Origin of the sequence: Vibrio sp. SCSIO 43155, from assembly GCF_023716605.1 — a bacterium.
Taxonomy (GTDB): domain Bacteria; phylum Pseudomonadota; class Gammaproteobacteria; order Enterobacterales; family Vibrionaceae; genus Vibrio; species Vibrio harveyi.
The window spans coordinates 3,509,445-3,533,549 of the sequence record NZ_CP071852.1; the positions used below are offsets into that span (position 1 = coordinate 3,509,445).

At 44.1% G+C, this 24,105-nt stretch carries 24 protein-coding genes and 2 pseudogenes; 13 read left to right on the forward strand and 13 right to left on the reverse strand.

Going from position 1 to position 24,105, the window contains the following annotated elements:
• Positions 1-83: 83 nt before the first annotated feature.
• The 6 genes from def (at position 84) to J4N44_RS16725 (ending at position 6,499) form a co-directional block, all read left to right on the forward strand.
• Positions 84-602, forward strand: a complete 519-nt coding sequence (gene def / locus J4N44_RS16700) for a peptide deformylase (protein WP_005450979.1) — start codon at positions 84-86, stop codon at positions 600-602.
• Between the two features lie 33 nt (positions 603-635).
• On the forward strand, positions 636-1,583 hold the full coding sequence (gene fmt, locus J4N44_RS16705; RefSeq protein WP_252044687.1) for a methionyl-tRNA formyltransferase: 948 nt from the start codon (positions 636-638) through the stop codon (positions 1,581-1,583).
• 81 nt (positions 1,584-1,664) lie between these two features.
• A complete protein-coding gene (gene rsmB, locus J4N44_RS16710; RefSeq protein ID WP_239212941.1) occupies positions 1,665-2,948 on the forward strand; it encodes a 16S rRNA (cytosine(967)-C(5))-methyltransferase RsmB in 1,284 nt (427 codons plus the stop codon).
• Positions 2,949-3,012: 64 nt separating this feature from the next.
• Positions 3,013-4,389: a Trk system potassium transporter TrkA gene (gene trkA / locus J4N44_RS16715; protein ID WP_005429806.1), complete on the forward strand. Its 1,377-nt coding sequence runs from the start codon at positions 3,013-3,015 to the stop codon at positions 4,387-4,389.
• Positions 4,390-4,398: 9 nt separating this feature from the next.
• Complete coding sequence (locus J4N44_RS16720; RefSeq protein ID WP_005450983.1) at positions 4,399-5,844, forward strand: TrkH family potassium uptake protein; 1,446 nt, start codon at positions 4,399-4,401, stop codon at positions 5,842-5,844.
• A gap of 25 nt (positions 5,845-5,869) precedes the next feature.
• The gene (locus J4N44_RS16725; RefSeq protein WP_252044688.1) at positions 5,870-6,499 is read left to right on the forward strand and encodes a DUF3157 family protein; all 630 of its coding nucleotides are present in this window, start codon (positions 5,870-5,872) and stop codon (positions 6,497-6,499) included.
• Positions 6,500-6,537: 38 nt separating this feature from the next.
• Here the strand turns inward: J4N44_RS16725 and trhA are convergent, their stop codons facing one another.
• Both trhA and J4N44_RS16735 read right to left on the reverse strand, forming a co-directional pair.
• Positions 6,538-7,191: a PAQR family membrane homeostasis protein TrhA gene (trhA, locus tag J4N44_RS16730; protein WP_005450987.1), complete on the reverse strand. Its 654-nt coding sequence runs from the start codon at positions 7,189-7,191 to the stop codon at positions 6,538-6,540.
• A 72-nt stretch (positions 7,192-7,263) separates the two neighbouring features.
• Complete coding sequence (locus tag J4N44_RS16735; protein WP_005450989.1) at positions 7,264-8,070, reverse strand: sporulation protein; 807 nt, start codon at positions 8,068-8,070, stop codon at positions 7,264-7,266.
• Between the two features lie 296 nt (positions 8,071-8,366).
• Here J4N44_RS16735 and J4N44_RS16740 point away from each other — a divergent pair, with 296 nt between their 5' ends.
• The 5 genes from J4N44_RS16740 to J4N44_RS16760 all read left to right on the forward strand — a co-directional run bounded on the left by J4N44_RS16740 (position 8,367) and on the right by J4N44_RS16760 (position 12,328).
• On the forward strand, positions 8,367-8,534 hold the full coding sequence (locus tag J4N44_RS16740; protein WP_005450993.1) for a hypothetical protein: 168 nt from the start codon (positions 8,367-8,369) through the stop codon (positions 8,532-8,534).
• Between the two features lie 122 nt (positions 8,535-8,656).
• Positions 8,657-8,923 carry a YihD family protein gene (locus tag J4N44_RS16745; RefSeq protein WP_005450994.1) on the forward strand — a complete coding sequence of 89 codons (267 nt, stop codon included), beginning with the start codon at positions 8,657-8,659 and terminating at the stop codon, positions 8,921-8,923.
• A gap of 311 nt (positions 8,924-9,234) precedes the next feature.
• Positions 9,235-10,656, forward strand: coding sequence for a cytochrome c oxidase accessory protein CcoG (gene ccoG / locus J4N44_RS16750; protein WP_005450996.1), 1,422 nt, complete (start codon positions 9,235-9,237; stop codon positions 10,654-10,656).
• A gap of 48 nt (positions 10,657-10,704) precedes the next feature.
• On the forward strand, positions 10,705-11,691 hold the full coding sequence (locus J4N44_RS16755; protein ID WP_026000386.1) for a serine/threonine protein kinase: 987 nt from the start codon (positions 10,705-10,707) through the stop codon (positions 11,689-11,691).
• Positions 11,692-11,725: 34 nt separating this feature from the next.
• Positions 11,726-12,328, forward strand: a complete 603-nt coding sequence (locus J4N44_RS16760; protein ID WP_005451000.1) for a thiol:disulfide interchange protein DsbA/DsbL — start codon at positions 11,726-11,728, stop codon at positions 12,326-12,328.
• A 56-nt stretch (positions 12,329-12,384) separates the two neighbouring features.
• Here J4N44_RS16760 and yihG read toward each other — a convergent pair whose 3' ends face one another.
• Positions 12,385-13,263, reverse strand: a complete 879-nt coding sequence (yihG, locus tag J4N44_RS16765; protein WP_017818137.1) for a 1-acylglycerol-3-phosphate O-acyltransferase, YihG family — start codon at positions 13,261-13,263, stop codon at positions 12,385-12,387.
• Positions 13,264-13,427: 164 nt separating this feature from the next.
• On the opposite strand from yihG, the gene J4N44_RS16770 reads away from it, so the two are divergent.
• Positions 13,428-14,384 (forward strand): DUF2860 domain-containing protein, encoded by a 957-nt coding sequence (locus J4N44_RS16770; RefSeq protein ID WP_252044690.1) that lies wholly within the window; start codon positions 13,428-13,430, stop codon positions 14,382-14,384.
• A gap of 149 nt (positions 14,385-14,533) precedes the next feature.
• The gene (locus J4N44_RS16775) at positions 14,534-15,367 is read left to right on the forward strand and encodes a sensor domain-containing diguanylate cyclase (protein ID WP_252044692.1); all 834 of its coding nucleotides are present in this window, start codon (positions 14,534-14,536) and stop codon (positions 15,365-15,367) included.
• A 2-nt stretch (positions 15,368-15,369) separates the two neighbouring features.
• Here J4N44_RS16775 and J4N44_RS16780 read toward each other — a convergent pair.
• From J4N44_RS16780 to J4N44_RS16825, 10 genes and pseudogenes are all read right to left on the reverse strand, one after another.
• A pseudogene (locus J4N44_RS16780) lies at positions 15,370-16,263 on the reverse strand (YifB family Mg chelatase-like AAA ATPase); the annotation flags it as partial.
• A gap of 651 nt (positions 16,264-16,914) precedes the next feature.
• Positions 16,915-17,151: pseudogene (locus tag J4N44_RS16785) on the reverse strand (helix-turn-helix domain-containing protein); the annotation flags it as partial.
• A 624-nt stretch (positions 17,152-17,775) separates the two neighbouring features.
• Complete coding sequence (locus J4N44_RS16790) at positions 17,776-18,252, reverse strand: putative periplasmic lipoprotein (protein WP_005378976.1); 477 nt, start codon at positions 18,250-18,252, stop codon at positions 17,776-17,778.
• A 233-nt stretch (positions 18,253-18,485) separates the two neighbouring features.
• Positions 18,486-18,989, reverse strand: coding sequence for a hypothetical protein (locus J4N44_RS16795; RefSeq protein ID WP_005378973.1), 504 nt, complete (start codon positions 18,987-18,989; stop codon positions 18,486-18,488).
• 72 nt (positions 18,990-19,061) lie between these two features.
• Positions 19,062-19,595 (reverse strand): hypothetical protein, encoded by a 534-nt coding sequence (locus tag J4N44_RS16800; RefSeq protein ID WP_005378972.1) that lies wholly within the window; start codon positions 19,593-19,595, stop codon positions 19,062-19,064.
• 196 nt (positions 19,596-19,791) lie between these two features.
• Positions 19,792-20,067 (reverse strand): hypothetical protein, encoded by a 276-nt coding sequence (locus J4N44_RS16805; protein ID WP_252044694.1) that lies wholly within the window; start codon positions 20,065-20,067, stop codon positions 19,792-19,794.
• Positions 20,068-20,321: 254 nt separating this feature from the next.
• Positions 20,322-21,311 carry a DNA-processing protein DprA gene (locus J4N44_RS16810; protein WP_005378970.1) on the reverse strand — a complete coding sequence of 330 codons (990 nt, stop codon included), beginning with the start codon at positions 21,309-21,311 and terminating at the stop codon, positions 20,322-20,324.
• A complete protein-coding gene (locus J4N44_RS16815) occupies positions 21,308-22,768 on the reverse strand; it encodes an HAD-IA family hydrolase (RefSeq protein ID WP_005378969.1) in 1,461 nt (486 codons plus the stop codon). The genes J4N44_RS16810 and J4N44_RS16815 overlap by 4 nt, the downstream gene beginning before the upstream one ends.
• A gap of 92 nt (positions 22,769-22,860) precedes the next feature.
• Positions 22,861-23,451, reverse strand: coding sequence for a recombinase family protein (locus J4N44_RS16820; RefSeq protein WP_005378968.1), 591 nt, complete (start codon positions 23,449-23,451; stop codon positions 22,861-22,863).
• Positions 23,452-23,650: 199 nt separating this feature from the next.
• Positions 23,651-24,091, reverse strand: coding sequence for a type II toxin-antitoxin system YafO family toxin (locus tag J4N44_RS16825; protein WP_005378967.1), 441 nt, complete (start codon positions 24,089-24,091; stop codon positions 23,651-23,653).
• Positions 24,092-24,105: the final 14 nt, after the last annotated feature.

Consider the following 24,105-nt stretch of genomic DNA (forward strand, 5'->3'; position numbering starts at 1 on the left):
GCTGTCATTTAGGTCATAAAATGTCTAGAATTGAGCCAACAAGGTTTGTGCTGTTACGGCACAGTTCAATATTTCGAGTGAATATGTCTGTATTACAAGTATTAACATTCCCAGATGATCGCCTGCGTACCGTTGCAAAACCTGTAGAAGAGGTGACACCTGAGATTCAAAAAATCGTCGATGACATGATTGAAACCATGTACGACGAAGAGGGTATTGGCCTGGCTGCAACGCAGGTTGATATCCACAAACGTATCGTAGTAATTGATATTTCAGAAACTCGTGATGAGCCAATGGTGCTTATCAACCCTGAGATTCTGGAAAAGCGTGGCGAAGATGGCATCGAAGAAGGCTGTCTATCGGTACCAGGTGCTCGTGCACTTGTGCCGCGTGCTGCTGAAGTTACTGTTAAAGCACTAGATCGTGATGGCAAAGAGTACACTTTTGAAGCCGACGATCTGCTAGCCATCTGTGTTCAACACGAACTAGACCATTTGATGGGTAAGTTGTTCGTTGATTACCTATCGCCACTGAAGCGTAAGCGTATTCAGGACAAGCTAGCAAAAATCAAACGCTTTAACGAGAAACAGCAAAACGCTTAATCTCGATACAATTTAATTAGAAGGAAGCCTACCTTGAGTCAGTCTTTACGTATTGTCTTTGCAGGTACTCCGGATTTCGCCGCCCGTCACTTGGCGGCGTTGTTGTCTTCGGAGCACGAAGTAATTGCGGTTTATACTCAACCAGATCGCCCAGCAGGCCGTGGTAAGAAGCTTACTGCAAGCCCAGTAAAAACCATCGCGCTTGAGCATGACATTCCGGTTTATCAACCAGAAAACTTCAAATCAGATGAGGCTAAGCAAGAACTAGCGGATCTGAATGCCGACATCATGGTTGTTGTCGCTTATGGTCTATTACTTCCGCAAGTTGTGTTAGACACGCCTAAACTAGGCTGTATCAATGTTCACGGTTCGATTCTTCCTCGTTGGCGTGGCGCAGCTCCTATCCAACGTTCAATTTGGGCAGGTGATACTGAAACTGGTGTTACCATTATGCAGATGGACATTGGTTTGGATACGGGTGACATGCTTAAAATCGCAACGTTACCGATTGAAGCAAGCGACACTAGTGCATCAATGTACGAAAAACTCGCAGGTTTAGGTCCTGATGCGCTGATTGATTGTTTAGCAGACATCGCAGCCGGCAAAGCAGAGCCCGTGAAACAAGACGACGAGTTAGCAAACTACGCGAAGAAGCTGAGCAAAGAAGAAGCGCGCATTGATTGGAACGATGATGCTGCGCACATTGAACGTTGTGTTCGCGCATTCAACCCATGGCCAATGAGCCACTTTGAAGCGGCTGAAAACAGCATCAAAGTATGGGAAAGTCGTGTCACGGATCAAACCAGCGACAAGCCAGCAGGCACCATTTTGCAAGCGGACAAAACCGGTATTTATGTTGCGACAGGCAACGGTGTATTGGTTCTGGAACAACTGCAAGTTCCGGGCAAAAAAGCCATGTCAGTTCAAGATATTCTGAACTCACGTGCATCTTGGTTTGAAGTTGGCACTCAACTGGTTTAAAAACCAGATAACCGTGTCAAAGACCAATAATACGAACTTTTAGAGGGCAGAGATGCCCTCCTTTACTTTAAGGTACTTATCATGAATGTTCGCGCTGCGGCTGCCAACGTCTTGTATCTTGTCGTCGACAAGGGCCACTCACTTTCAAGCGCTCTTCCAGCGGCTCAACAAAACGTACGACCACGTGATCACGCTCTTTTGCAAGAAATTTGCTATGGTGCTCTACGTTACCTCCCTCGCCTAGAAATGATTGCAAACCAGTTGATGGACAAGCCGTTAAAGGGCAAACAACGCGTTTTCCATCACCTGATTTTGGTTGGCATTTACCAATTGAGCTTCATGCGTATTCCTGCACACGCTGCAGTGGGTGAAACGGTTGAAGGTACTAAAGAGCTGAAAGGCCCCCGCTTGCGCGGTCTTATCAACGCAGTATTACGTAACTACCAGCGCAACCAAGAAGAACTGGATCAAATGGCTGTCAGCAACAATGCGGGCAAATACGGTCACCCGAGCTGGTTACTTAAACTGCTGCAAGAAGCTTACCCACAACAATGGGAAAGCATTGTTGAAGCCAACAACCAGAAAGCGCCAATGTGGCTGCGTGTAAACCACCAGCACCACACTCGTGATGAATACCTTGCGCTACTCAAAAATGAAAACATTGATAGCACGCCACACACACAAGCAATGGACGCCCTAAAATTGGCGGCGCCATGCGATGTGATGAAACTGCCGGGCTTTGAAAAAGGTTGGGTATCGGTGCAAGATGCGGCAGCGCAGCTGTCGATTAACTATCTTGAGCCAAAAGATGGCGAGCTGATCCTAGACTGCTGCGCAGCACCAGGCGGTAAGACAGCGCACATTCTTGAGCGTACATCTGGTAGTGAAGTGGTTGCCATTGATTGCGATGACACGCGCCTTAAACGTGTGCACGAAAACCTGAAGCGCCTCAACCTTCAAGCAAAAGTGGTTTGCGGCGATGCGCGTAATCCTCAAGAATGGTGGCAAGGCGAACAATTTGATCGCATTTTGCTGGATGCTCCGTGTTCTGCAACTGGCGTGATTCGTCGTCACCCAGACATCAAATGGCTACGTCGTGCTGATGATATTGCCGCACTTGCGGATCTACAGAGCGAAATTTTTGATGCAATGTGGGCGCAACTAAAACCTGGCGGCACCATGGTTTACGCGACTTGTTCAATCACACCACAAGAAAACGTGGAACAAGTAAAAGCGTTCTTAGCACGTACTGCAGACGCGCAATTAGTGGACTCCGATCCAAAGCAACCTGGTCGTCAGATTCTACCAGGCGAAGAAGATATGGATGGTTTCTACTACGCAGTGCTAACAAAAAAACACGCGTAACAGCATGCTAAATAGGGCGATTGAAGTGAATTCAATCGCCTTTTTCAGATAACGAGTAAAGAGTATGAAGATCATTATTCTTGGTGCTGGTCAGGTTGGCGGCACACTGGCGGAAAACCTAGTTGGTGAGAACAACGACATCACCATCGTCGACAAAAATGGCGACCGACTGCGTGAGTTACAAGACAAATACGACCTACGAGTGGTCAACGGTCACGCAAGCCACCCAGATGTTCTGCACGAAGCCGGTGCGCAAGACGCCGATATGCTTGTCGCAGTAACCAACACCGATGAGACCAACATGGCAGCCTGTCAAGTTGCGTTCACTCTGTTCAATACCCCAAACCGTGTTGCACGTATTCGTTCTCCAGAGTATCTGGCAGAAAAAGAAGCCCTATTTAAGTCTGGTGCCATTCCTGTCGATCACCTTATCGCACCAGAAGAGCTGGTAACGAGCTACATCGAGCGCCTCATCCAATACCCAGGCGCACTGCAAGTGGTAAGCTTTGCCGAGCAGAAAGTCAGCCTAGTAGCCGTTAAAGCCTATTACGGTGGTCCGCTTGTGGGCAACGCTCTGTCTGCCCTGCGTGAGCACATGCCACACATCGATACTCGTGTTGCTGCGATTTTCCGTCAGGGTCGTCCTATTCGTCCACAAGGCACTACCATCATTGAAGCTGATGATGAGGTGTTCTTCGTTGCAGCAAGTAACCACATTCGCTCGGTAATGAGTGAGCTTCAGCGACTTGAGAAACCTTACCGCCGCATCATGATTGTTGGCGGTGGTAACATCGGTGCAAGTTTAGCCAAACGCCTTGAACAAACTTACAGCGTGAAGCTGATCGAACGTAACTATCAGCGTGCAGAAAAGCTGTCCGAGCAACTAGAAAATACCATCGTCTTCTGTGGCGATGCGGCAGATCAAGAACTGCTGACTGAAGAAAACATTGACCAAGTAGACGTGTTCATCGCGCTGACTAACGAAGATGAGACCAACATCATGTCAGCGATGTTGGCAAAACGCATGGGCGCAAAGAAAGTGATGGTGCTAATCCAACGCGGCGCTTATGTCGACCTTGTACAAGGCGGCGTGATTGATGTGGCAATCTCACCACAGCAAGCAACGATTTCTGCTCTACTAACGCACGTTCGCCGTGCTGACATCGTGAACGTTTCTTCACTGCGTCGTGGCGCAGCCGAAGCAATCGAAGCCGTTGCGCACGGTGACGAAACTACATCCAAAGTGGTGGGTCGCGCGATTGGCGATATCAAACTCCCACCAGGAACCACCATTGGTGCTATCGTTCGTGGCGAAGAAGTTCTTATCGCACATGATCGTACTGTCATCGAACAAGATGACCACGTCGTGATGTTCCTGGTCGACAAAAAGTACGTACCAGACGTCGAAGCGCTGTTCCAGCCGAGTCCATTCTTCCTCTAGGATTTTCCTATGGTCAACTTACGTCCCGTACTGTTTGTTATCGGGCTGGTTTTATCCAAACTAGCCCTTTTTATGTACGTGCCGACTTTGGTCGCGTTTTTCACCGGTACGGGCGGGTTCCTCGACTTCGCCCAGGCCGTAGTGATCACTCATCTCGCCGCTTTTATCTGTTTAACGATTGGTCGAACCGCCAAATTCAAACTCAGCGTGCGTGATATGTTTCTCATCACCAGTTTGGTATGGACTATCGCCAGTGCGTTTGCCGCCCTGCCATTTGTCTTTATCAACCATATCAGCTTTACCGACGCCTACTTCGAAACCATGTCAGGTATCACGACTACGGGTTCGACCGTACTTAGTGGCTTAGACAACATGGCGCCAAGCATCTTACTGTGGCGTTCTATCTTGCAATGGCTGGGTGGTATTGGCTTTATCGTGATGGCAGTAGCTATCCTACCGATGCTTAACGTTGGTGGTATGAAGCTATTCCAAACCGAATCCTCCGATTGGTCAGACAAAAGCAGCCCAAGAGCTAAGACTGTCGCGAAGAACATCGTATTGGTGTATTTGATGCTGACAGGCTTGTGTATCGTGGGATACTTGTTAACTGGCATGAACCTGTTTGAAGCAATCAACCACGCATTCACGACTCTATCCACCGGCGGTTACTCGACATCAGACGGTTCGATGAACCATTTCTCCAACGGTGCTCATTGGGTTGCGACCACCTTTATGTTCCTCGGTGGTTTGCCATTCCTACTGTTCGTAGCGGCATTACGTAAGCGCAGTATCGATGTCTTGATGAAAGACGCCCAAGTTCGCGGCTTTGCTTACCTATTTTTGTTCTCAAGCTTAGTGGTCGCCGCTTGGTTGGTACTTCGTGATGGCTACACCATTTTGGATGCACTGCGAGTTTCAATGTTCAATATTGTTTCAGTGGTCACCACGACGGGTTTTGGCCTGGAAGATTTCACAGCTTGGGGCGCATTGCCATCGACATTGTTTGCTTTCTTGATGATGGCAGGCGCATGTTCAGGCTCCACCTCAGGCGGGATTAAAATCTTCCGTTTTCAGATCGCGATGACACTACTCAACAAGCAAATCATGAAGCTTATTCACCCTTCAGGTGTTTTTGTTCAGCGCTACAATCAACGCCCTGTAAACGATGATATTGTTCGCTCTGTGGTGGCGTTTGGTTTGATGTTTTTCATCACCATCATCTTCATTGCTGGTTGTTTAAGTGCTCTCGGCCTTGATCCAGTCACCAGTATTTCGGGGTCGATTACCGCAGTTGCAAACGTGGGACCGGGGATGGGTGACATCATTGGACCAACGGGTAACTTTGCCCCACTGCCTGACACTGCAAAATGGTTATTAAGCTTTGGTATGTTAATGGGGCGTTTGGAAATTCTGACTATTCTTGTACTGTTCTTCCCTGCGTTTTGGCGCCGTTAAACAGACTCAAATAAAAGGTATAACAATGAAAACATGGATCACTCTGGCGACCCTACTCGCCTCTTCATCCGTTTACGCAGCTGAAGTCGTGAAGCTAGCAGATGGGCGCGAAGTAAAATTGAATGACGACTTCACATGGGAGTACGTCGTGAAGAAAGCAGCGTCTGAAAACACATTAGAAAAAGTTGAGGCGGTAGAGGCGGCTGCTGTTGTTGCATCAACAACAGCCGTAGAAGCAGTCACCACGCAAACCACTAAAGCACCTGAGATTGCAACAATTCCAGTCGTAAACAAAAAAGTGGGCACAACCATAGTCGTGAATGCGAAGAAGCCGACAATGCAGCTGTCCGACTCTGGTGTGGATGTGTTGATTGGTTCAGCGCGTTATGAAGACGGTGAACTGGTCCTACCGACCTCAGTAACCAATCAAAGCTCACAATCGGTGATTCAGGTTGAAGTGGAAGTACAGGTATTCGATATGTCTGGTAAACCGTTGGCGAAAGAAAGCGTCACAGTTTGGCAATCCATCAAACGTATGGCAGACACTTACCTACGTCCGCAACAAGCTGAGCAAGGTAAAGCAATCAAGCTGGCAGTACCGCAGTCGCAGCAATACCAGTTCTCGGCAGAAGTATTAGAAGTGAAGACCCGCTAATACAATAAAATATGCTTAGTCGAGTCTATTTCTATCAACTAGATAGGCTCGACAAAGTAGTAAATAGCGAAGAAATGGCATACACACCCCGCCAAAACAAAGCCGTGCCAAATTGCGTGATTAAATGGGATTCGTTTCGCTACGTAGAAAATCACCCCAATTGAATACACCAATCCACCCGCCGCTAATAGTGTCAAGCCACCAATATCTAAATTAATCGCCAACTGATAAATCACAATCAGCGACAACCACCCCATCACCAGATACGTCATCAAAGACAGCTTCTTGAATCGATATACAAATGCAACCTTCATGATGATACCAATCAGCGCAATGGTCCAAATCACAATCATCAGCCCAATCGCTAATGGAGTACGCAGACTCACCAATAAAAACGGCGTGTAGCTGCCTGCAATCAAAAGATAGATGGCGCAGTGATCGAAGGTTTTCAGCCAACGTTTAGCTTTGGGGTACGGAATGGCGTGGTAGAGCGTGGATGCCAGAAACAGGACAATCATACTAGAGCCGTATATTGCCATGCTGGTAATGGTCAACGTATCCGCTTGGTGGTCGATCGCCTTGATTAAAAGCAACACCAAACCAACGATGCCAAAAATCATCCCAATACCATGAGTGATCGAGTTGGCTAGCTCTTCGCCCTGACTGTATTGTGCTTTCTGTGGTGAGGACATGAACGCGCCTATACTAGAGTTTCGAATATTCACTCTAGTATGGCACATTAAGCTTACACGTGTAAGCTTAAATTATGACTCGTGGGCAGCAGTGGTTTGCTCAAGGTAACTCAGTACCAGCGGACCTACATCTTCTAATTGGGTGCTAACTGGAATGCTCAGTTCTCGTTTAAGTTTGCCGCTGCCTAGTAGGCTCGCCAACATGCCACTCGCCCCACTTCGTGTACGGTCAACTTCAAACCAAAGTTTAAGAGCCTGCTCGTCGCGATGAGCAACAAACTCTAATTCACGCCATACGCCATGATATGGTCCATCGGTTGGCACCATTTCAAACTCTTGCACGAATGGCAAATCAAAGCCTTTCACTTCTTCACACTCGACTTGGCGGATACGCAAACCTTGCGATTCAAAAGCAGACAAAATGGCATCCATAAGTGGGTCAGGTCTAACAGTAAGAATGTCTTTGTCGGTAGGGTCGAGCGCCATCGCAACGTCTAGGCCGGTCTCTAGCCAAACTTTGGCATCACCAATGGTCACAGGCGTATTCCAAGGCACATCGAGTTTAACCTCAAAAGTACGGTCTTCGCCGGGATGGATAGTAAATGCGTATGGGAGGTTCCACTTAGCAAGCACATGCGTTTGCGGTACCCGACGCATGCTGTGTCCTTCGCGAGCTCCGCGATCATCAGGCGCTTCTGCAATGTAACGGCAACAAAGCTTCAGATCGATGTTGTCGATCGCTTGTTCAGTCGCTCCGCCATACACGTGGATAGAAACATCAACGCTCTGACCGGGATACAGTACATCTTGGTTTAGGATCGAATCGACCTTAGCACTGCCGATCCCAAAACTCGCAAGTGTCTTCTTCAAAAATGACATATGCACCTCCTTCGTAGAGATCTCATACTACTACTGCTGATCATGGGATCAAAACAAATTTTCGTCTCGATTTCGCACAGAAAACCATAAAATCCATACAATTCAACTGCTCAACTATCGACCAATTATAGCAGGAGTGCTAACCTATACATGATATGCATGCATATCGTTATTCCTGATGCATTATTTGGATTGGCGAGAGCCAGAAGAGCCACCCTTCAAGCAGTTGAAGCTCAACTCATAATGAATCAGGCCATTACATCGGCAATGGATATGCCTGACAGTTAGGTATCTAAATGCGCCCAACAACAGTCAGGTTCGCACATACTAATCGTAGTGCAATGCGCCGTCGCAGTGGTTTCACTACTGCGCCAAAGGCAAAACAAGTTGCGCCAGCAATGACTCTGGTTGAGAAGACAGCGGTTATGCCAAGTGTTCCAAACAAAGTTATCAAAGCAGCTTAATTAAAAAGCGCGGCAATCACCGCGCTTTTTTCTTTGCTCCCCTACCTTTCCTATTTGGTGTTCGCCAAGCAATTTGATACCTTTAGTAGCAAATAACACCTATAAATTCTGTGGAGAAAGAAATGAAGTGTCATCGTATTGAAGAGTTGCTTGAGCTTCTAGAGCCTGAGTGGCATAAAGACCAAGAAATGAACCTGCTGCAGTTCATCCTAAAGCTAGCAAATGAAGCTGGCTATGAAGGCAAACTGGAAGATCTCACCGACGACGTGTTGATCTACCACCTAAAAATGCGCAACAGCGGCAAAGATGAAATGATCCCAGGTCTTAAGAAAGACCAAGAAGATGATTTCAAGACAGCAATCCTACGCGCACGCGGTATCATCAAGTAAACCGCTCACACCCAAGTATTGATAAGCGACTCATTTGAGTCGCTTTTTTTATAACTAAATCAAACAGTTTAAAAAGGTGGTTATAACTGTTCAGTCATTTATCAGGTTAACTGTACTGACTTTTGTTGTTAAACGTTGACTGCGTTAAAGAAACGGAATTGTTATTGATTGTATAATCGCCGTTCATCAGTATTTACTAAAATAATTATGTTCAGCCATGAATCATGGTATGGACGAAGCAGCAATGTCATCGAGCGACATCACTAGAAATGTCGCCGTACATTATAAAAAGCCTAAAGAAGGATGTGTGCATGAGTCAGGATAAGATTGATATCAAAGATGTGACTCCAAAAACCTTTAACCCGAAAACCCACAAAGGGAAAGGGGATCGTTTCAACCCAAGTAATCGAATCTATGTTCGAGAAAGTAAAGGCACCTTTCAGAAACTCCGTCGCTACGGCGGTTGGTTTTTATTGTTGCTGTTTGCATTGGTACCATGGATTCCTTACGGCGAGCGCCAAGCCATTTTGCTGGACATCGGTAACCAGCAGTTCAACTTTTTCGGCACAACGCTGTATCCACAAGACCTTACCCTACTCGCACTGCTGTTTGTAATAGCAGCGTTTGGGCTGTTCTTTATCACCACCTTCTTGGGGCGGGTTTGGTGTGGCTACTTGTGCCCGCAAACCGTGTGGACCTTCATCTATATTTGGTTTGAAGAGAAGCTCGAAGGCAGTGCAAATAAACGCCGAAAGCAGGACTCCAATAAGCTGACTGCAAATTTAGCCATGCGCAAAACCCTCAAACACATTGCGTGGTTTGCGATAGCTCTTGCGACAGGCTTTACCTTTGTTGGCTATTTCGTACCCATGAAGCAATTAGTCGTCGACTTTTTCACCTTTAATGCCAACTTTTGGCCCGTATTTTGGGTAATGTTTTTTGCTATTTGTACTTACGGTAACGCTGGCTGGATGCGCTCTATTATGTGTATTCACATGTGCCCTTATGCGCGTTTCCAATCGGCTATGTTCGATAAAGACACCTTCATCGTGGGTTACGACACCAAACGTGGTGAAAAACGTGGTCCTCGTTCACGCAAAGCCGATCCAAAGCAACTTGGTTTAGGTGACTGTATCGATTGTGATCTGTGTGTTCAGGTATGTCCGACTGGTATCGATATCCGGGATGGCTTGCAGTATGAGTGTATCAACTGTGGCGCGTGTATTGATGCATGTGACAACACCATGGAGCGCATGGGTTACGAGAAAGGTCTGATCAACTACACCACAGAGCATCGACTCTCAGGTAAGAGTACCAAGGTCATGCGTCCAAAGCTGCTTGGTTATGGAGCGGTACTGTTGGTTATGATTGGCTTATTCTTCTTACAAGTGGCATCGGTTGATCCAGCAGGCATGAGCGTGCTGCGTGACCGTAACCAATTGTTCCGCGTTAACAGCTCTGGCGAAGTAGAAAACACCTATACCTTAAAAGTGATCAACAAGACCCAACAAGTTCAAGAGTACGACTTGAACGTCGAAGGTTTGAGTGATGTCAGCTGGTATGGCAAACAAACCATTCAAGTTGAACCAGGAGAAGTATTAAACTTACCAATGAGCCTTGGCGCAGATCCTGACAAGCTAAACTCTGCGATCACAACAATTCAGTTTATACTCACCGATAAGAGCAACGAATTCACTATCGAAGTGGAAAGTCGATTTATCAAGAAGCTATAACTTCGATGATTAATGGAAAAAGGCTCAGCAATGAGCCTTTTTATTTATATGTCCCAAGGCACCTTCAACTTTGATGCCCTCACGCCAGACTTTATGTGGTACGCGTTAGAGAGCATCGGTATTCGAGCGGAATCTGGATTTCTCGCTCTCAACAGCTACGAAAACCGCGTTTACCAGTTCACCGATGAAGAACGCAAGCGCTATGTGGTGAAGTTCTACCGTCCAGAGCGCTGGAGCAATGAACAAATTCAAGAAGAACATGACTTCACCCTTGAATTGATCGACAACGAAATCCCAGTTGCTCCACCCGTGCGCATCAACGGACACACCCTACACCATTACCAAGGCTACGGCTTTGCTTTGTTTGAGAGTGTGGGAGGTCGTCAATATGAAGTCGACAACTTAGATCAGCTAGAAGGTGTGGGTCGTTTTTTAGGGCGCATCCACAAAGTAGGCAGCCGCCAAGCCTTCCAGCATCGCCCAACGATTGGCTTGCAAGAATATCTTTATCAGCCAAGAAAGGTTCTGCAAAACGCTAACATGATCCCAATGCATTTAGAGAACAGCTTCTTCAACGATTTAGACATGTTAATCAAATCGATTGAAAGCCACTGGCAGGATGGTTTCAATACCATTCGCCTACACGGAGATTGCCATCCGGGCAACATCTTATGGCGCGATGGTCCCATGTTTGTCGATTTGGATGACTCACGTAATGGTCCAGCAGTGCAAGACTTATGGATGCTACTCAATGGTGAGCGCCAAGATAAACTAATGCAGTTGGATATCGTCTTAGAAGCTTATCAGGAGTTTTGTGACTTTAACTCGGCAGAATTGAAACTAATCGAACCACTTCGCGGTCTACGAATGGTGCACTATATGGCATGGCTAGCAAAACGTTGGCATGACCCGGCATTTCCGCTCGCTTTTCCATGGTTCAATGAGCCAAAATACTGGGAAGGTCAGGTCCTTGCATTTAAAGAGCAGATTGCCAACTTAGAAGAAGCACCACTGTCTTTAATGCCTCAATGGTAAGTCAGGCCGAACAATTCAAAATGGAGATATTTAAATGAAAAAGCTGTTCGCACTGTTTTCTATGCTGATGCTAAGCCTGTCGGCACATGCAGCGCAATTCAAAGAAGGTGAACATTACAAAGTATTGGATCTAGAGGCATCGAAAAAGCCTGTAGTGACTGAGTTCTTCTCTTTCTACTGCCCACACTGTCATTCATTCGAGCCTATCATTCAGCAGCTGAAACAAAAGCTACCTGAAGGCGTAAAACTACAGAAGAACCACGTATCCTTCATGGGCGGAAACATGGGGCCTTCAATGAGCAAAGCATACGCGACCATGGTTGCTCTAAAAGTAGAAGATAAGATGGTGCCTGTGATGTTTAATCGTATCCACAACATGCGTAAGCCACCACGTGACGATGCTGAAATTCGTCAAATCTTCCTAGACGAAGGTGTGGACGCGAAAAAATTCGACGCAGCATTCAAAGGTTTCGCAGTCGATTCAATGGTTCGCCGTATGGACAAGCAATTTGAAAACAGCGGTCTAACAGGCGTTCCTGCAGTTATCGTTAACAATAAGTACCTAGTTCAAGCGCAAGGCATTAAGTCAATGGACGAGTACTTTGCACTAGTAAACTACTTGCTAACGCTTAAGTAATCTGTGCAAAAACAAGAAAGGGGAGCAATGTGCTCCCCTTCTTTATTTGTGTATTTTTATTTGTGTATTTCTTGCAGCAGTTGATCTTTCTCCTGCCAAACATCACCAAGCCATTGTTGGAATTGGCGTTTATACGGCTTGTCATTAAAATAATCGCCCAATACACGTTCGTCGACAGGAAGCACTTTCACACGCACGACAATCTTGGTCATACGCCCCATAAGAATATCTTTAAATGGCTTCTCCGTATTCTCTGGATATGCCAAGGTCACATCAATGATGTTCTCAAATTGCTCACCCATTGCCGCTAACGTATAAGCAATACCACCTGATTTTGGCTGCAACAAATATTGATAACCCGCTCGACTTTTACGCTGCTTCTCTTGTGTAAAACGCGTTCCTTCCACGTAATTCACTACTGTAGTTGGTGTATGTTTAAACTTGGCGCAAGAGCGGCGCGTCGTTTGCAAATCTTGTCCACGTTTATGTGGATTACGGAGCAGATATTCACGAGAATAGCGACGCATAAATGGCATATCTAATGCCCAACAAGCCATACCAATAAAAGGCACGTAAAGTAGCTGTTGTTTTAGGAAAAATTTAGGCATAGGGATGCGATCTTTAAATACGCAGCACAGTACAACAATATCAGTCCAACTAAGATGATTACTGATCAGTAGGTACCAACCATCTTTCTTTAAGTTTTCTCCGCCTTGAACATCCCATTCAACGCGATTAAACAAAGCAAGGATGCCTGCATTGACTGTAGCCCAAACCCACATCATTTTGTTTGCAGCTTCGGTACCCTTGGCTTTGAGCTTTGCTGTTGGAAGCAAAAGCTTAAAAATGGCAATGATACAAATAGCGATGGAACAAATCGCAGAATTTATAATCACAAAAGAAGCGTTAAAAATGAGTAACAAATATGCCAACATGGTAACCAATCAGTAACTAGTGTACGTGAACAATAAAACAGCGTGTAATTATACGAATCCGTTGCCACATTGGAATATTTGTAATAATGGTCAGATTTGTTTCACTGTAAAACCGGACCAACGCTCAACTAACATTCTTCATTCGACAAACAAGGAGAAAGCGAATGAATCCAAGGCTAACCTTACTGCCTTTGGCTCTTATCGTCAGTACAGCTCAGGCTCAACTTGCTGAAACAGCAGGTTTTAGCGGTGAAATTTCGCTCAATGCAGGCTTCGTTTCATCAGAATCTCATTTCAATACCGATAATAGCAGCACCATCAACTCTCTCGATCAAAGCGCTGAGAGTGATAGCTCCTTTATTGCTGCGCCATTAGGCAACATCGCTTATACATTTGGTAGCAAACTCAACCAGCAAGTATACGTTGGTACTACGCGTGCCGATATTGCAGTGGGTACTTTAGCGTTCCAGTTAGGATATCAGTACCAATTGCCATCAGGCACAATATTAGATGTCTCTTACCTTCCTACCGTTTTAAAAGGTGAAACGTGGCGCAACCCATATAAAACAGGCTCTGCAAGACAAACCACTGACGAAGGTGGCAACGCGTACCGCTTCCAAATCAAACGCTTCTTAGATGACAACTTTAACCTTGATTTGGCATACGCAGACAAAGATGTGGAAAAAGATGAAGTCACTGACCGCACTTTAGCCCGTGATGCGAAAGTATATTACGTAAAAGGCGATTATCGTATCCCGTTGAGTCGCACATCAATGCTACAACCTGCTTTAACCTACATTAATCAAGATGCCGTTGGTGATGCCGAGTCATTTGATTCATATGGTTTAGACTTAAGCTGGTTCCAATTTATGAACCGTCACCGCTTTGCCTTAACCGCTGGCTACACAATGAAAGACTACCAATCAGCAAGCAACACGTTTGGTAAAACACGTAGCGACGACACATTAAGTCTGTTTGCGGCATACGAATACGAAAATGTATTCGATTGGCAAAACTGGTCGTTCATTTCTCTGGCTGGCTACAGCAATACCGGTTCGAATATCACTTTCTACGATGAGAAAGAATATTTAGTTTCAGTTGGTATGAACTACAACTTCTAAGATCGATACTCGCAGTAAATGGGATCCATTTGCTGCGAGTATAAAATGGACTGATCGTCACAATAAAAACAATTCATTGCTCAAACAATAGCCAATCGAACGCTCTTGTGGATAATATGCGCCCTATTTATTATTTGCGAGAGCCATACATGCACATCGATCCTCAATACGCTTCCGAACAAAACTTAATGAGCGTTCTTTCCAAGAACTTTCCGGGTTTTATCGCTGTGCGAAAAGAGACAGGTGAACATGTCGCCCTCAACCAGCGCTACCGTGCTTTCTTCGAAGAAGACATTCTCGGCATCAGCTTAGACAACATGATCACAGATTGTGATAACGAAGACCTACGAGATCTGTTACTTCAATGCAAACGCAACGACCAAGCTTTGATCGACAGCAAAGCCCCGATGCGAGTGGATATTGAAACCTTTCAAAATCACCACTTTGAATCGATGCGCTACCTTACCGAAGTTAATGGTGAGCGTCATATCGTATTGATGGCATGGGATATAACAGCGCGTATCGAAGAACAAAACCAGCTAAAACAAAGCCTACATTACGATCACCTAACAGGTGCATTAAATAAAAAAGCGTTGATGTCAGCCATACAAAAGGGCTGTGACTGCTGCGTTGTGGCTTATCTTGATTTGGATAAATTCAAGCAAGTTAACGACACTTATGGTCATGCTATTGGAGATAAAGTACTGATCGACTTTGCCACCTTAATGATGCAAAAACTGGGAGAGAATGGCACGCTCTACCGAGTTGGTGGTGATGAGTTTGTCATCCTATTTGATTGCATGCCATTATCCAGTGCTCAAGACATCCTGTTGAATATTCGCCAATTTGTAGAAAATGATATCCATCTACATGGTATCTCATTCAGTTTTGGCTTGGTGGAGTGCCAAGAGAATCTTGAGCAATGTATCGAGCATGCAGACCAAGCACTCTACCAAGATAAACGCAACCGAAAGCAGGCTTAAATTTATACTGCCTGCGCCGTCAACTGTTTGAGTAATCTATCCATCGCTCGATACCCCAATGCTTCTGCAAGGTGAGTTCGTTCAATTTGTGGTGAACCTTCCAGATCAGCGATAGTACGCGCAACTTTGATGATGCGGTGATACGCGCGAATCGACAATCCCAAGCGGTGCAAAGCGTTCTCTAGAAACTCGGCATCGCTTTTTTGTAGCGGGCAAAACGCTTCAATTTCTCGACTGCCCAACAGTGCATTAACCTTACCGCTGCGATTGAGCATATCATTGCGTGCTTGATTTACTCGTTCCTTGACCGCCGCTGTTGGTTCCCCTCGATCGCCCCCTTCAGATAATGTGCCTTTCGGCAGAGCAGGAATTTCCAGCGACATGTCAAAACGATCTAGAAGCGGACCTGATAAACGTCCAAGGTAGCGCAAAATAGCTTGTGGATTCGTCCGTGCTTGATTTTCTTCATAATATCCTGTCGGACTGGGGTTTAATGCACCAACCAATTGGAATCGAGCAGGAAAGCGCGTTTTACCTTGTGCTCTAGAGATAATAATTTCTCCTGACTCTAAAGGCTCTCGCAAAGAATCGAGCACCTTACGGTCAAACTCCGGCATCTCATCTAAAAACAACAACCCATTATGGGCTAGAGATATCTCGCCCGGTCTTGGTACTGAGCCACCTCCAACTAAAGCAGCCATTGAGCTGGAATGGTGCGGAGCGCGGAACGGTCGCGTCTTCCAATTGTGTTCATTGATTTCACTTTGAGTCAGCGACGCCACAGAAGCGGTTTCCATGGCTTCTTCATCGCTCATCTCTGGCAATAAATCACATAGCCGTGATGCCAACATGGTTTTACCTGTACCTGGAGGACCAAGAAAAAGCTGACTGTAACTGGTATCACCCCAATTAAACAAACGCTCTTGAACAAATGTATATTGAGTGTCACCACACTCACTGAAAATCTTTGAGACTCTTATCTGAATAGCATTTTTGAGAGTTCGGTAGCGTATTGCTTTAAGACCGGTTCGTTTAAGAGTTTCTGGGGTCTCACCAATCCAAGCAAAGAATCCATCTGAAAAGCTCAACGCTGATGCATTTATCTCTAACACTTGCTGGTGAGCTTTTGTTAGTTCGTCTTCTCGCTTGAATTGAGCTTGATACTGCTCCCTTGTTTGAACAACGGGAGTTACCAACTTCTTTTGCTTCTGAGCAATAGCTTCTTGCCTGTGAGCTTCTCTGCGCTTCTGTATGTACAATTGTTCTTGCCTAATAGCTCTTAGAACTAAATCAAAAACTGAATTGCAACGCTGTGCGTTGTCTGTGTTTTTAGATCTGTTCTTCGTAGAAGAACTGTTAGTGCACAATTTTGAGGGTTTCTGCGTGCACAAAAATGACTTTAACGACTGGAAAGCAAGTTGCTTGATAAGCTCGAAATTGAACGAGTAGCGGTTGTTCTGGAACTTAGCACCCTTGATATCAATATCACCGTTTCTCAGCTCTCGCTTGGTCTGCTTGTTTGAGTCTGTTTTAGATAGCAAGCCTACTTGCACCAATAGCTTGGTCGCATTGGTAACAGTGTTTCGATGGATTCCCATTTCCGCAGCTATGCGTTGGGTAGACGGGTAAGCACATCCCTTTGATGGGTTGAAGAACTTAGCAATTCGAATTGCGACTTCAATAGCAGTGCGCTCTTGCTTTCCTACAGGAGCAATCTTAGATAGATGCTTAATTAGTTGATTGTGGTGGCGTACTTGAGGTTTTTCTTGAACTGCTTCGATCACTAATTAATCACTTAGTTCTTATGATAAGAACAATTTATTGCCATCCATAGCTCATCAGTGATTTAATCGACACGTTCAGTATCGATCACGCTGAGCAACTGGTGACAGGTGCTTTCTGTTACCAACCCACAAGAACGAGTTGCCGCTCTTTCTTGTGACAGGAAACCCGCCTCACTAGCGGGTTTTTTTGTATCTGCTGAAAATGAAATACATCAGCATCACGCGGGACTATCTACAGATTCAACTCAATGATCAATCAAGATCTACTCTTCTAATAACTGACTGATCAGTAATTGATCATTACAGTACAAACCGTGCTCAGTTCAGTCAGTAGTGACTTATTTTCTTTTTACTTCCTTACACTTACGTCATTAACAAAACAATCTAAACCGCAGACTTAAGAATTCCCGCTTTCAATATCTAAACTCTCATTTTGAGAAGTGCACTATTATCAGAATGTGCTTTAAATCGATCTGAGCGATCCCCTGAGACGCTTTTTAGAGAAATTTGAGTGTATATAGCTTTAGATACAAAAAAGCTCTCAGAGATCATTTGAGAGCTTTTCAGTAGCGCTATACATATCTGTAGTGCTGTGTGTTATTCAGCACATTGAGAATTGAGCAGTTAACTTCTCAGGTTCCGGCATTTAACGCCACCTAACACAACAACTTCATCAAGACTCTTACCAACTAGCTCTAGTGTGCTGTTATCCATGTAAGTAATGATAACCTTGGTTAAGGTCATACAGTCCGCTCCAAAGTTATAGAAAGAAGGTCCAAACCTACCGTTAAGAACCTGCTCTTTACTAAAAGGCCCTGTAAAGCGATAACCTTTAGAGTATTGCCCAGTGATAGTATCGCGCTGTCGCTCCCCCACACGGTCATAGTGATTCGTCCAGAAATCAAAATACTTAATCTGCTTATCAACCATATTGTATGCAGTTACCGATAGGTTCACGCCTCCCGCTGTATTCGGCGGAATTTGGAAATAGTTAGTTATGACGATAGGCTTTGATGAGTCATTGCGATGTTTTTCTACCTGAGGGTGAACGCAACCCGTTAGAGCGACCGCGCCAATCAAACCAATTAAGATACTTTTCATTTTATGTCCTTGTGAGCATTAAAAGGTCGAGCATCATAGGATTGAATCTCTTTGGTGTCGGGTTGTTTTGATTGTAGGTCTTTTCATTAGCCCTGTAGTCCACAGACCTAAGGTATTACAGGGCTGATTTTTTGCCTTTTAATAGGGTTTATAGATAGGATTATTAGTATAACTAGACAAATTCTTTCTAAAAACGCCCGAAACCAGTGATACCAAGGGCTCCGAGCGTTTTGCTAGTATAAGAGGTTACCGAATGTTTGTGAGAGAAAATTACGAAAATAATTAGTCATAAATACAGGAGTTCTGCCAATCACTTTTTCGGTCTTTTGGATGCTTTTCATAACATAAGAAACCCAGTCGGAAGAATACATAACCGTAGTATTAACCTTCCGTGCTGCACTCCTCTTGCTCACCTCACCAAGAGAGTTTTGTAATGCTAACGACAATGAGTGTTCCTGACCTTCTCTGATCCGGATTCCGCCATGTATATGTGGATTGAATGAGTTACTTGTTTTCTTCAACTCTAGAGAGAACCACAAATCCTCGGTGTCTATACCAGCTTTTCTCAAATGGCGCTTGAGATTCTTGGCTAGATAATCGATAGGATTACCTGAGTTGACTGCTGATTGATATGTATATGGCTCTATACGAACAGTGAAAGCCATCAGAGTCTCACCGTAATCTATCGTTTGAAGCCAGTAATCAACAGAAGCCTTTAGTTTCTGTTTAATGTCCATATAATGTTTTTGCTGATTACGCTCGTTTCCATCGAGCTAAAAATTACCGTCTCAATGAGGCGGTTTTTCTTTTTAAGAGCATAGAAAGTCACCTTTTACCGCAATGGGACTCAAAATATCGATATCGAAGCTATCGAGCTCTTTTCCAAAATCATTAAGCATCGATTCATCCACAGTCATGTTCAAAACACGCTTAACAACTTGGTGGTATACCTTTGCTTTTTGTTCTCTTCTTTCCTCCGCTACTAACTGACCGTAGCTAGAGCGCTCAATAAGTTGGTTGACAACCTGCCTTGTAGTAACTCTTTCAAAGCCCCATCGTCGTTCGGAAGCACCTACTTTATGTGCTCGTTGAACACCGATAGGTACTTGCTTAGACTTCAGTTTGTAGCCATGGAGTAAGAGAACTTTATTCAGGCGCCTCTGGATACCAAGAAGCTCGTTCTGGTAAATCATTTTGGATTGGAAAGAGTTGTGGTGGGTAAGATTTGTTAGAAACTCAAAGACATCTAGAGCGTCTACGTAATTGGCTCTTTTGAGGTCAAAGAGTGTAACGTTTACAACTTCCTTGGGAAGCCTTATAAACCGGTGGTATGCGTTGTTCAAAGTGCCCTCCTAGCTCTGAATGAACTAATCGCAATCTACCACTAAGCAAAACCTATAAAAAGCATCCTTAATATAAGATTTAGCCTAACTGTTTCATATACTTACATATATTCATGAAAGTTTTTTGTGTGCATATATCTACTAGTATAAGAGTTCATTTATCTTGGGGAACTCAAGAGCCAACAATATCATAATGTTAGTACTTCTTGAGGAACCCCCATAAAACCGTCTTCTGTGCAGTGCTCCTATAACCTAGCTTCAGCCTATACGCTTGTAGGAATGGTCTAAGCACCAAGCGTACCCTTTCAATTTTAATGCCCTCTGGTAGTTCTGTGCTCAGAACAGTCTGCCTTCCTAACTTTTCTATAAATTCAAGATATTCAATAGCTAGTGAGTCATACTCCTTGTCCAGAGTAGACTTCAGTTGTTCTAGGATAAGGTCAGGGATCTCAACGAACTTGGTCTTTTTCATTACAGGTTCAAAAAGTGATTTGAGTTAATAGTTTGGTGAAACTAGTGAATCTCAATTGTAGTATCAAGATGTAATAGCTCTAATAGCTCCGATAAATGGTTGCTATTAGTATAAGGTTTTCAAGGAAAGTTGAAGGTGAGACTGGCACTAATAGGGTCTATATAAACAGACTTATATAGGGGAAATGACAGATTGATCTTGTGAGCTGTATGATTCGAGTGCGGCAGGAGTTACTGCCGCCTTTAACATCACAATCAAAAGAGCTTAATGTTTGAATTTATATCGACTTGAGGGCAACTGAAGTCCACAGCTCTGACTATTTGGTCTACTTCTGAAAAGTAACTCTTGTCACGTAACAGTAGAACACTATCCGTGTTTAAGTCTTTTGCTTTTAGCAGCTTCTGCTTGTCCTCCAAAGACCCCATAATTAAGTGCATATTGGCTGAAATTTTACTTTCTCTTAAAGTAATATCTCTATTCGACTGCCCAACAACAACTAAGAATCGTCCGTACTCAATAATCGCTCGTGATGCGTGAAGGCTACCACCGACCAAATCAGACTGAACAAGAACGACGGCTTTAGCTAATGCAGCTTGAATTCTGTCACGCTCAACAAAGTTAGATCTACCAACAAAAGAGTTATAGTTGTATTCAGTAATTAATAAACCATTACTTTTTACGATCTCACTAGCAAGCTCTTTGTTTTGTGCTGGATACACCTTTTCTAGTCCATGTGCTAGAACAGCGATTGTTTCGCCCCCAGCTCTTAAACATGATTCATGAGCTATGGTATCAACGCCTTTCGCTAGCCCACTGGCTATAACCCACCCATTATCTGAGAACCATTGCGTTACTCTATCAGCGATTACAACTCCATGCTCGGTCGGCTCCCTAGTACCAATTACTGTGATGCATTCCTTTTTTAGAAGATGAATATTTCCAGAACAGAACAAGATCGGCGGTGCATCTGACACCGCCTTTAAAGATTGAGGATACTCAGGGTCCAATCTAGATATGATGAAATGCCCAAAAGAAGTTGAGATATCAATTTGCTCTCTAGCTTTGGAAAAAGCCTCTTCTATATCTTCTTTTGAAAAGACTCCACCAAAACGCCCTGACTCAAAACAGCTATCAATTGACTGTTTTGTAGTTTCCACTGAAATAGCTAGCTCATTTAAATACTTCTTGCCAACACCTTTTAGGTATCTATAGGCAAGCAATGATTCTGTATAAGCCGAGGTCATACTTCTTCCAAATTTTCAGTATAGTGACATTGAGGTGTCTTACTATATCCGAGACATGCCAGGAAGTAAGTCCCTTCTTTGCGATTCTTTTTTTTCACCACATCATTTCCACAGGAAGGACATTCTTTAACTTTAATGTTTTCAGAATAGGTGCATTTATTGGTTGTCTCAAAGAACCCTGTACACCCGTAAAAGTGAATCCCATCTTTTTTGTTCGGAGTAACTCTCATTAAACGTCCACATTTAGGACATACTTTTGCATCTTCCCTGATACTAACCGTTTTGGCTAAACATGCACCAAACGTTAATGAAGCTCCGGCAGTATCCAGAATGTCAAAAGCATGAGCAAAAGTTGCTCCCGTTGTAATTACATCATCTAACACCAAGACCGTAGCACCTTTTACCTTTTCTAGGTACTTTGGTTTAACCGTCATATGATCTTGCAATTCAGCAAGACGACGATCTTTACCACCAAGGGTTTTCAAGCTTTCAGCCCCAGCCGAGAATTCGAATAAATCAGGGATAAATTCAGACTTAGAGTTCGCTTCTCCTTTAATACGAGCAAGCATATTTTCAAGTCTAGGGTTTTTGCCTTTTTTCGCAGGAATAACTGTCACAAAGTCAAAATGACTCGCTTCATCTCCAAACACGAACGTAGGCAGTGTTTCGACAACTCTAGAAAGCAAATTTACATAGTACTGCGGGATTGTGTATGACTTTGACAGTTCTTTAGCGTAGATATCTTTAGATAGTTGATGATTTTCATGTAGCTGAGCTGTGAGCGTATTACTTTGACTAAAATAGCGCCCGAAAGAGATTAGCTTTATATCCTCTTTCTTAAGTGGAACAAGCTCTCCTTTTACGCTAAGCGGCAGAAAGTTAAGCTGTTTTTTCGGAAAATCAAAAGCTCTTTTCAATGCCGTTCTGTCAGCAATCAAAGAAATCTCATCATAATCATCGAGGAAGTCCACCAAATGCTCGGAGTTAAGTATCGCTGCCGGAATTTGAGCAATTGGATTTTTGTTCGCCCAAGAAGGTGCGATTGGCTTGATACCTGCGGTATACGCCGCTACAAAGTCAGTATCTTGATCACCCACATAGATAACTTTAGAGTGGCTAGTTAAGCCAAGCTTTTCTAAGGCAAGGTCAATACCTTTAGTTGATGGTTTAATACCACCAGCACCAACCTCATCGTAGCAAACAGTAACATCAAACATGTCTATATCATGATGTTTTAGCACTCTTTCTGTATACCAACGGGGAGAGTTAGTTACCAATGCTAGAGGAATGCCTTTTTCCTTAATTTTCTCCAACATCCATTTGACGGGCTTGTAGATCTTAGAATTGTGAATGTTCTCTTCTAAGCCTTGAATATCACGGGACGTTCTGTAATCAGCCAAGCTAGATGTTGCTACTAATGTGTCGTCCAAATCGAAAAAGATAGCGTCTAAACGCATAGTATTAAGCCTCTGAAATAATAATTTGTTTCAGAGGCTATATGAGCATCCTTTCTTAATCAATCATGATCATATTGATACTATTATTTAGGTCACAATATCGGAACGACTTTATTCCAGTGACGCTTAACCGTTGCTATACCCAACCCCAGCTTTTGAGCTACTTCACTCTGAGATAATCCTTCAGATTTACACTTCAATACGTTTGTCGTTGTTTCTTTTGCCGCTGGTCTACCAAGCTTCTTACCTTGAGCTTTGGCTCTGTTTAACCCCTCTTGCGTTCGTTCTCTAATGCGATTTCTTTCAAACTCAGCAAAAGCAGAAAACATCTGAAGCATCAACTTGCCTTCAGAGCTTCCCAGATCCGAAACAGGTAAGTCTAGTGAAACAACATTGACCCCTTTGCTTTTCAATAACTCTATAGTCTGCTGAACATCAATATTGTCTCGACCTAAACGATCAAGCTTTAGAACTACAAGCATATCCTTTGCCTCCAGCTTATGATCCACCAATGCTCGAAACTCTTTTCTTTCCATAGCGAGCACACTGCCAGATACCGTCTCAGAGATGACTCTGTTATCTTGCACTTCATATCCAGCATTACGTATAGCTAGGATTTGGTTTTCTGTTGTCTGCTCTATTGTAGAAACTCGACAGTAAGCAAAGATGCGTCCAGTAGTCATTGTTTATCTCATTACTAGTATCAAAAATGTAGTATCACAATACAGACGGTATCATTTATTGTCAATGCTAGTTTTATGATACCAATAGGGGTGTAGGTTATCTAGTATCATTTAACGAGTGTTTTTTGATACTAATTAAGTTTGCGAGTTGGGGGGAGGAACAATGAAAAAGCCAGCATGAGGCTGGCTTTGTTTATCTTTAGTGCTTGTTCTTGAAATCTTCTGCTGCTTGCACAAACTTATCCATGTAAGCAGGACTATTACAAGACTTATGTGCCGTAGGATCTGCAATACCGACTACGCAGTAGTGCTCAGAATCCATTAAACCTCTGGTGTAAATTAGCCATCGGTCACTAGTTCGGTAATATTGGCGAAGAGGGCGTCCTCCTCGTTCAAATTTCCATTCACGTTCAGTTCTAGCTGAACCGTCTTTCTTGAATGGAGTAAACAAATGCATGTGCCATAACTCTGCTTTAATTGCTGAGTCAGGCCTGTCCATTCGAGCATCACGACCAAGATACCAAGGTGTTGCGATTCTATCGAAGTACTTCAATAGATCAGCCTCTAGCTCATCTTTAGAAAAGCCCATCTGCTGAAGTTCTTGAAGTACTCTTGAGTGAAAGGTAATTTTCGCTGGCACACTAACTCTCCGCC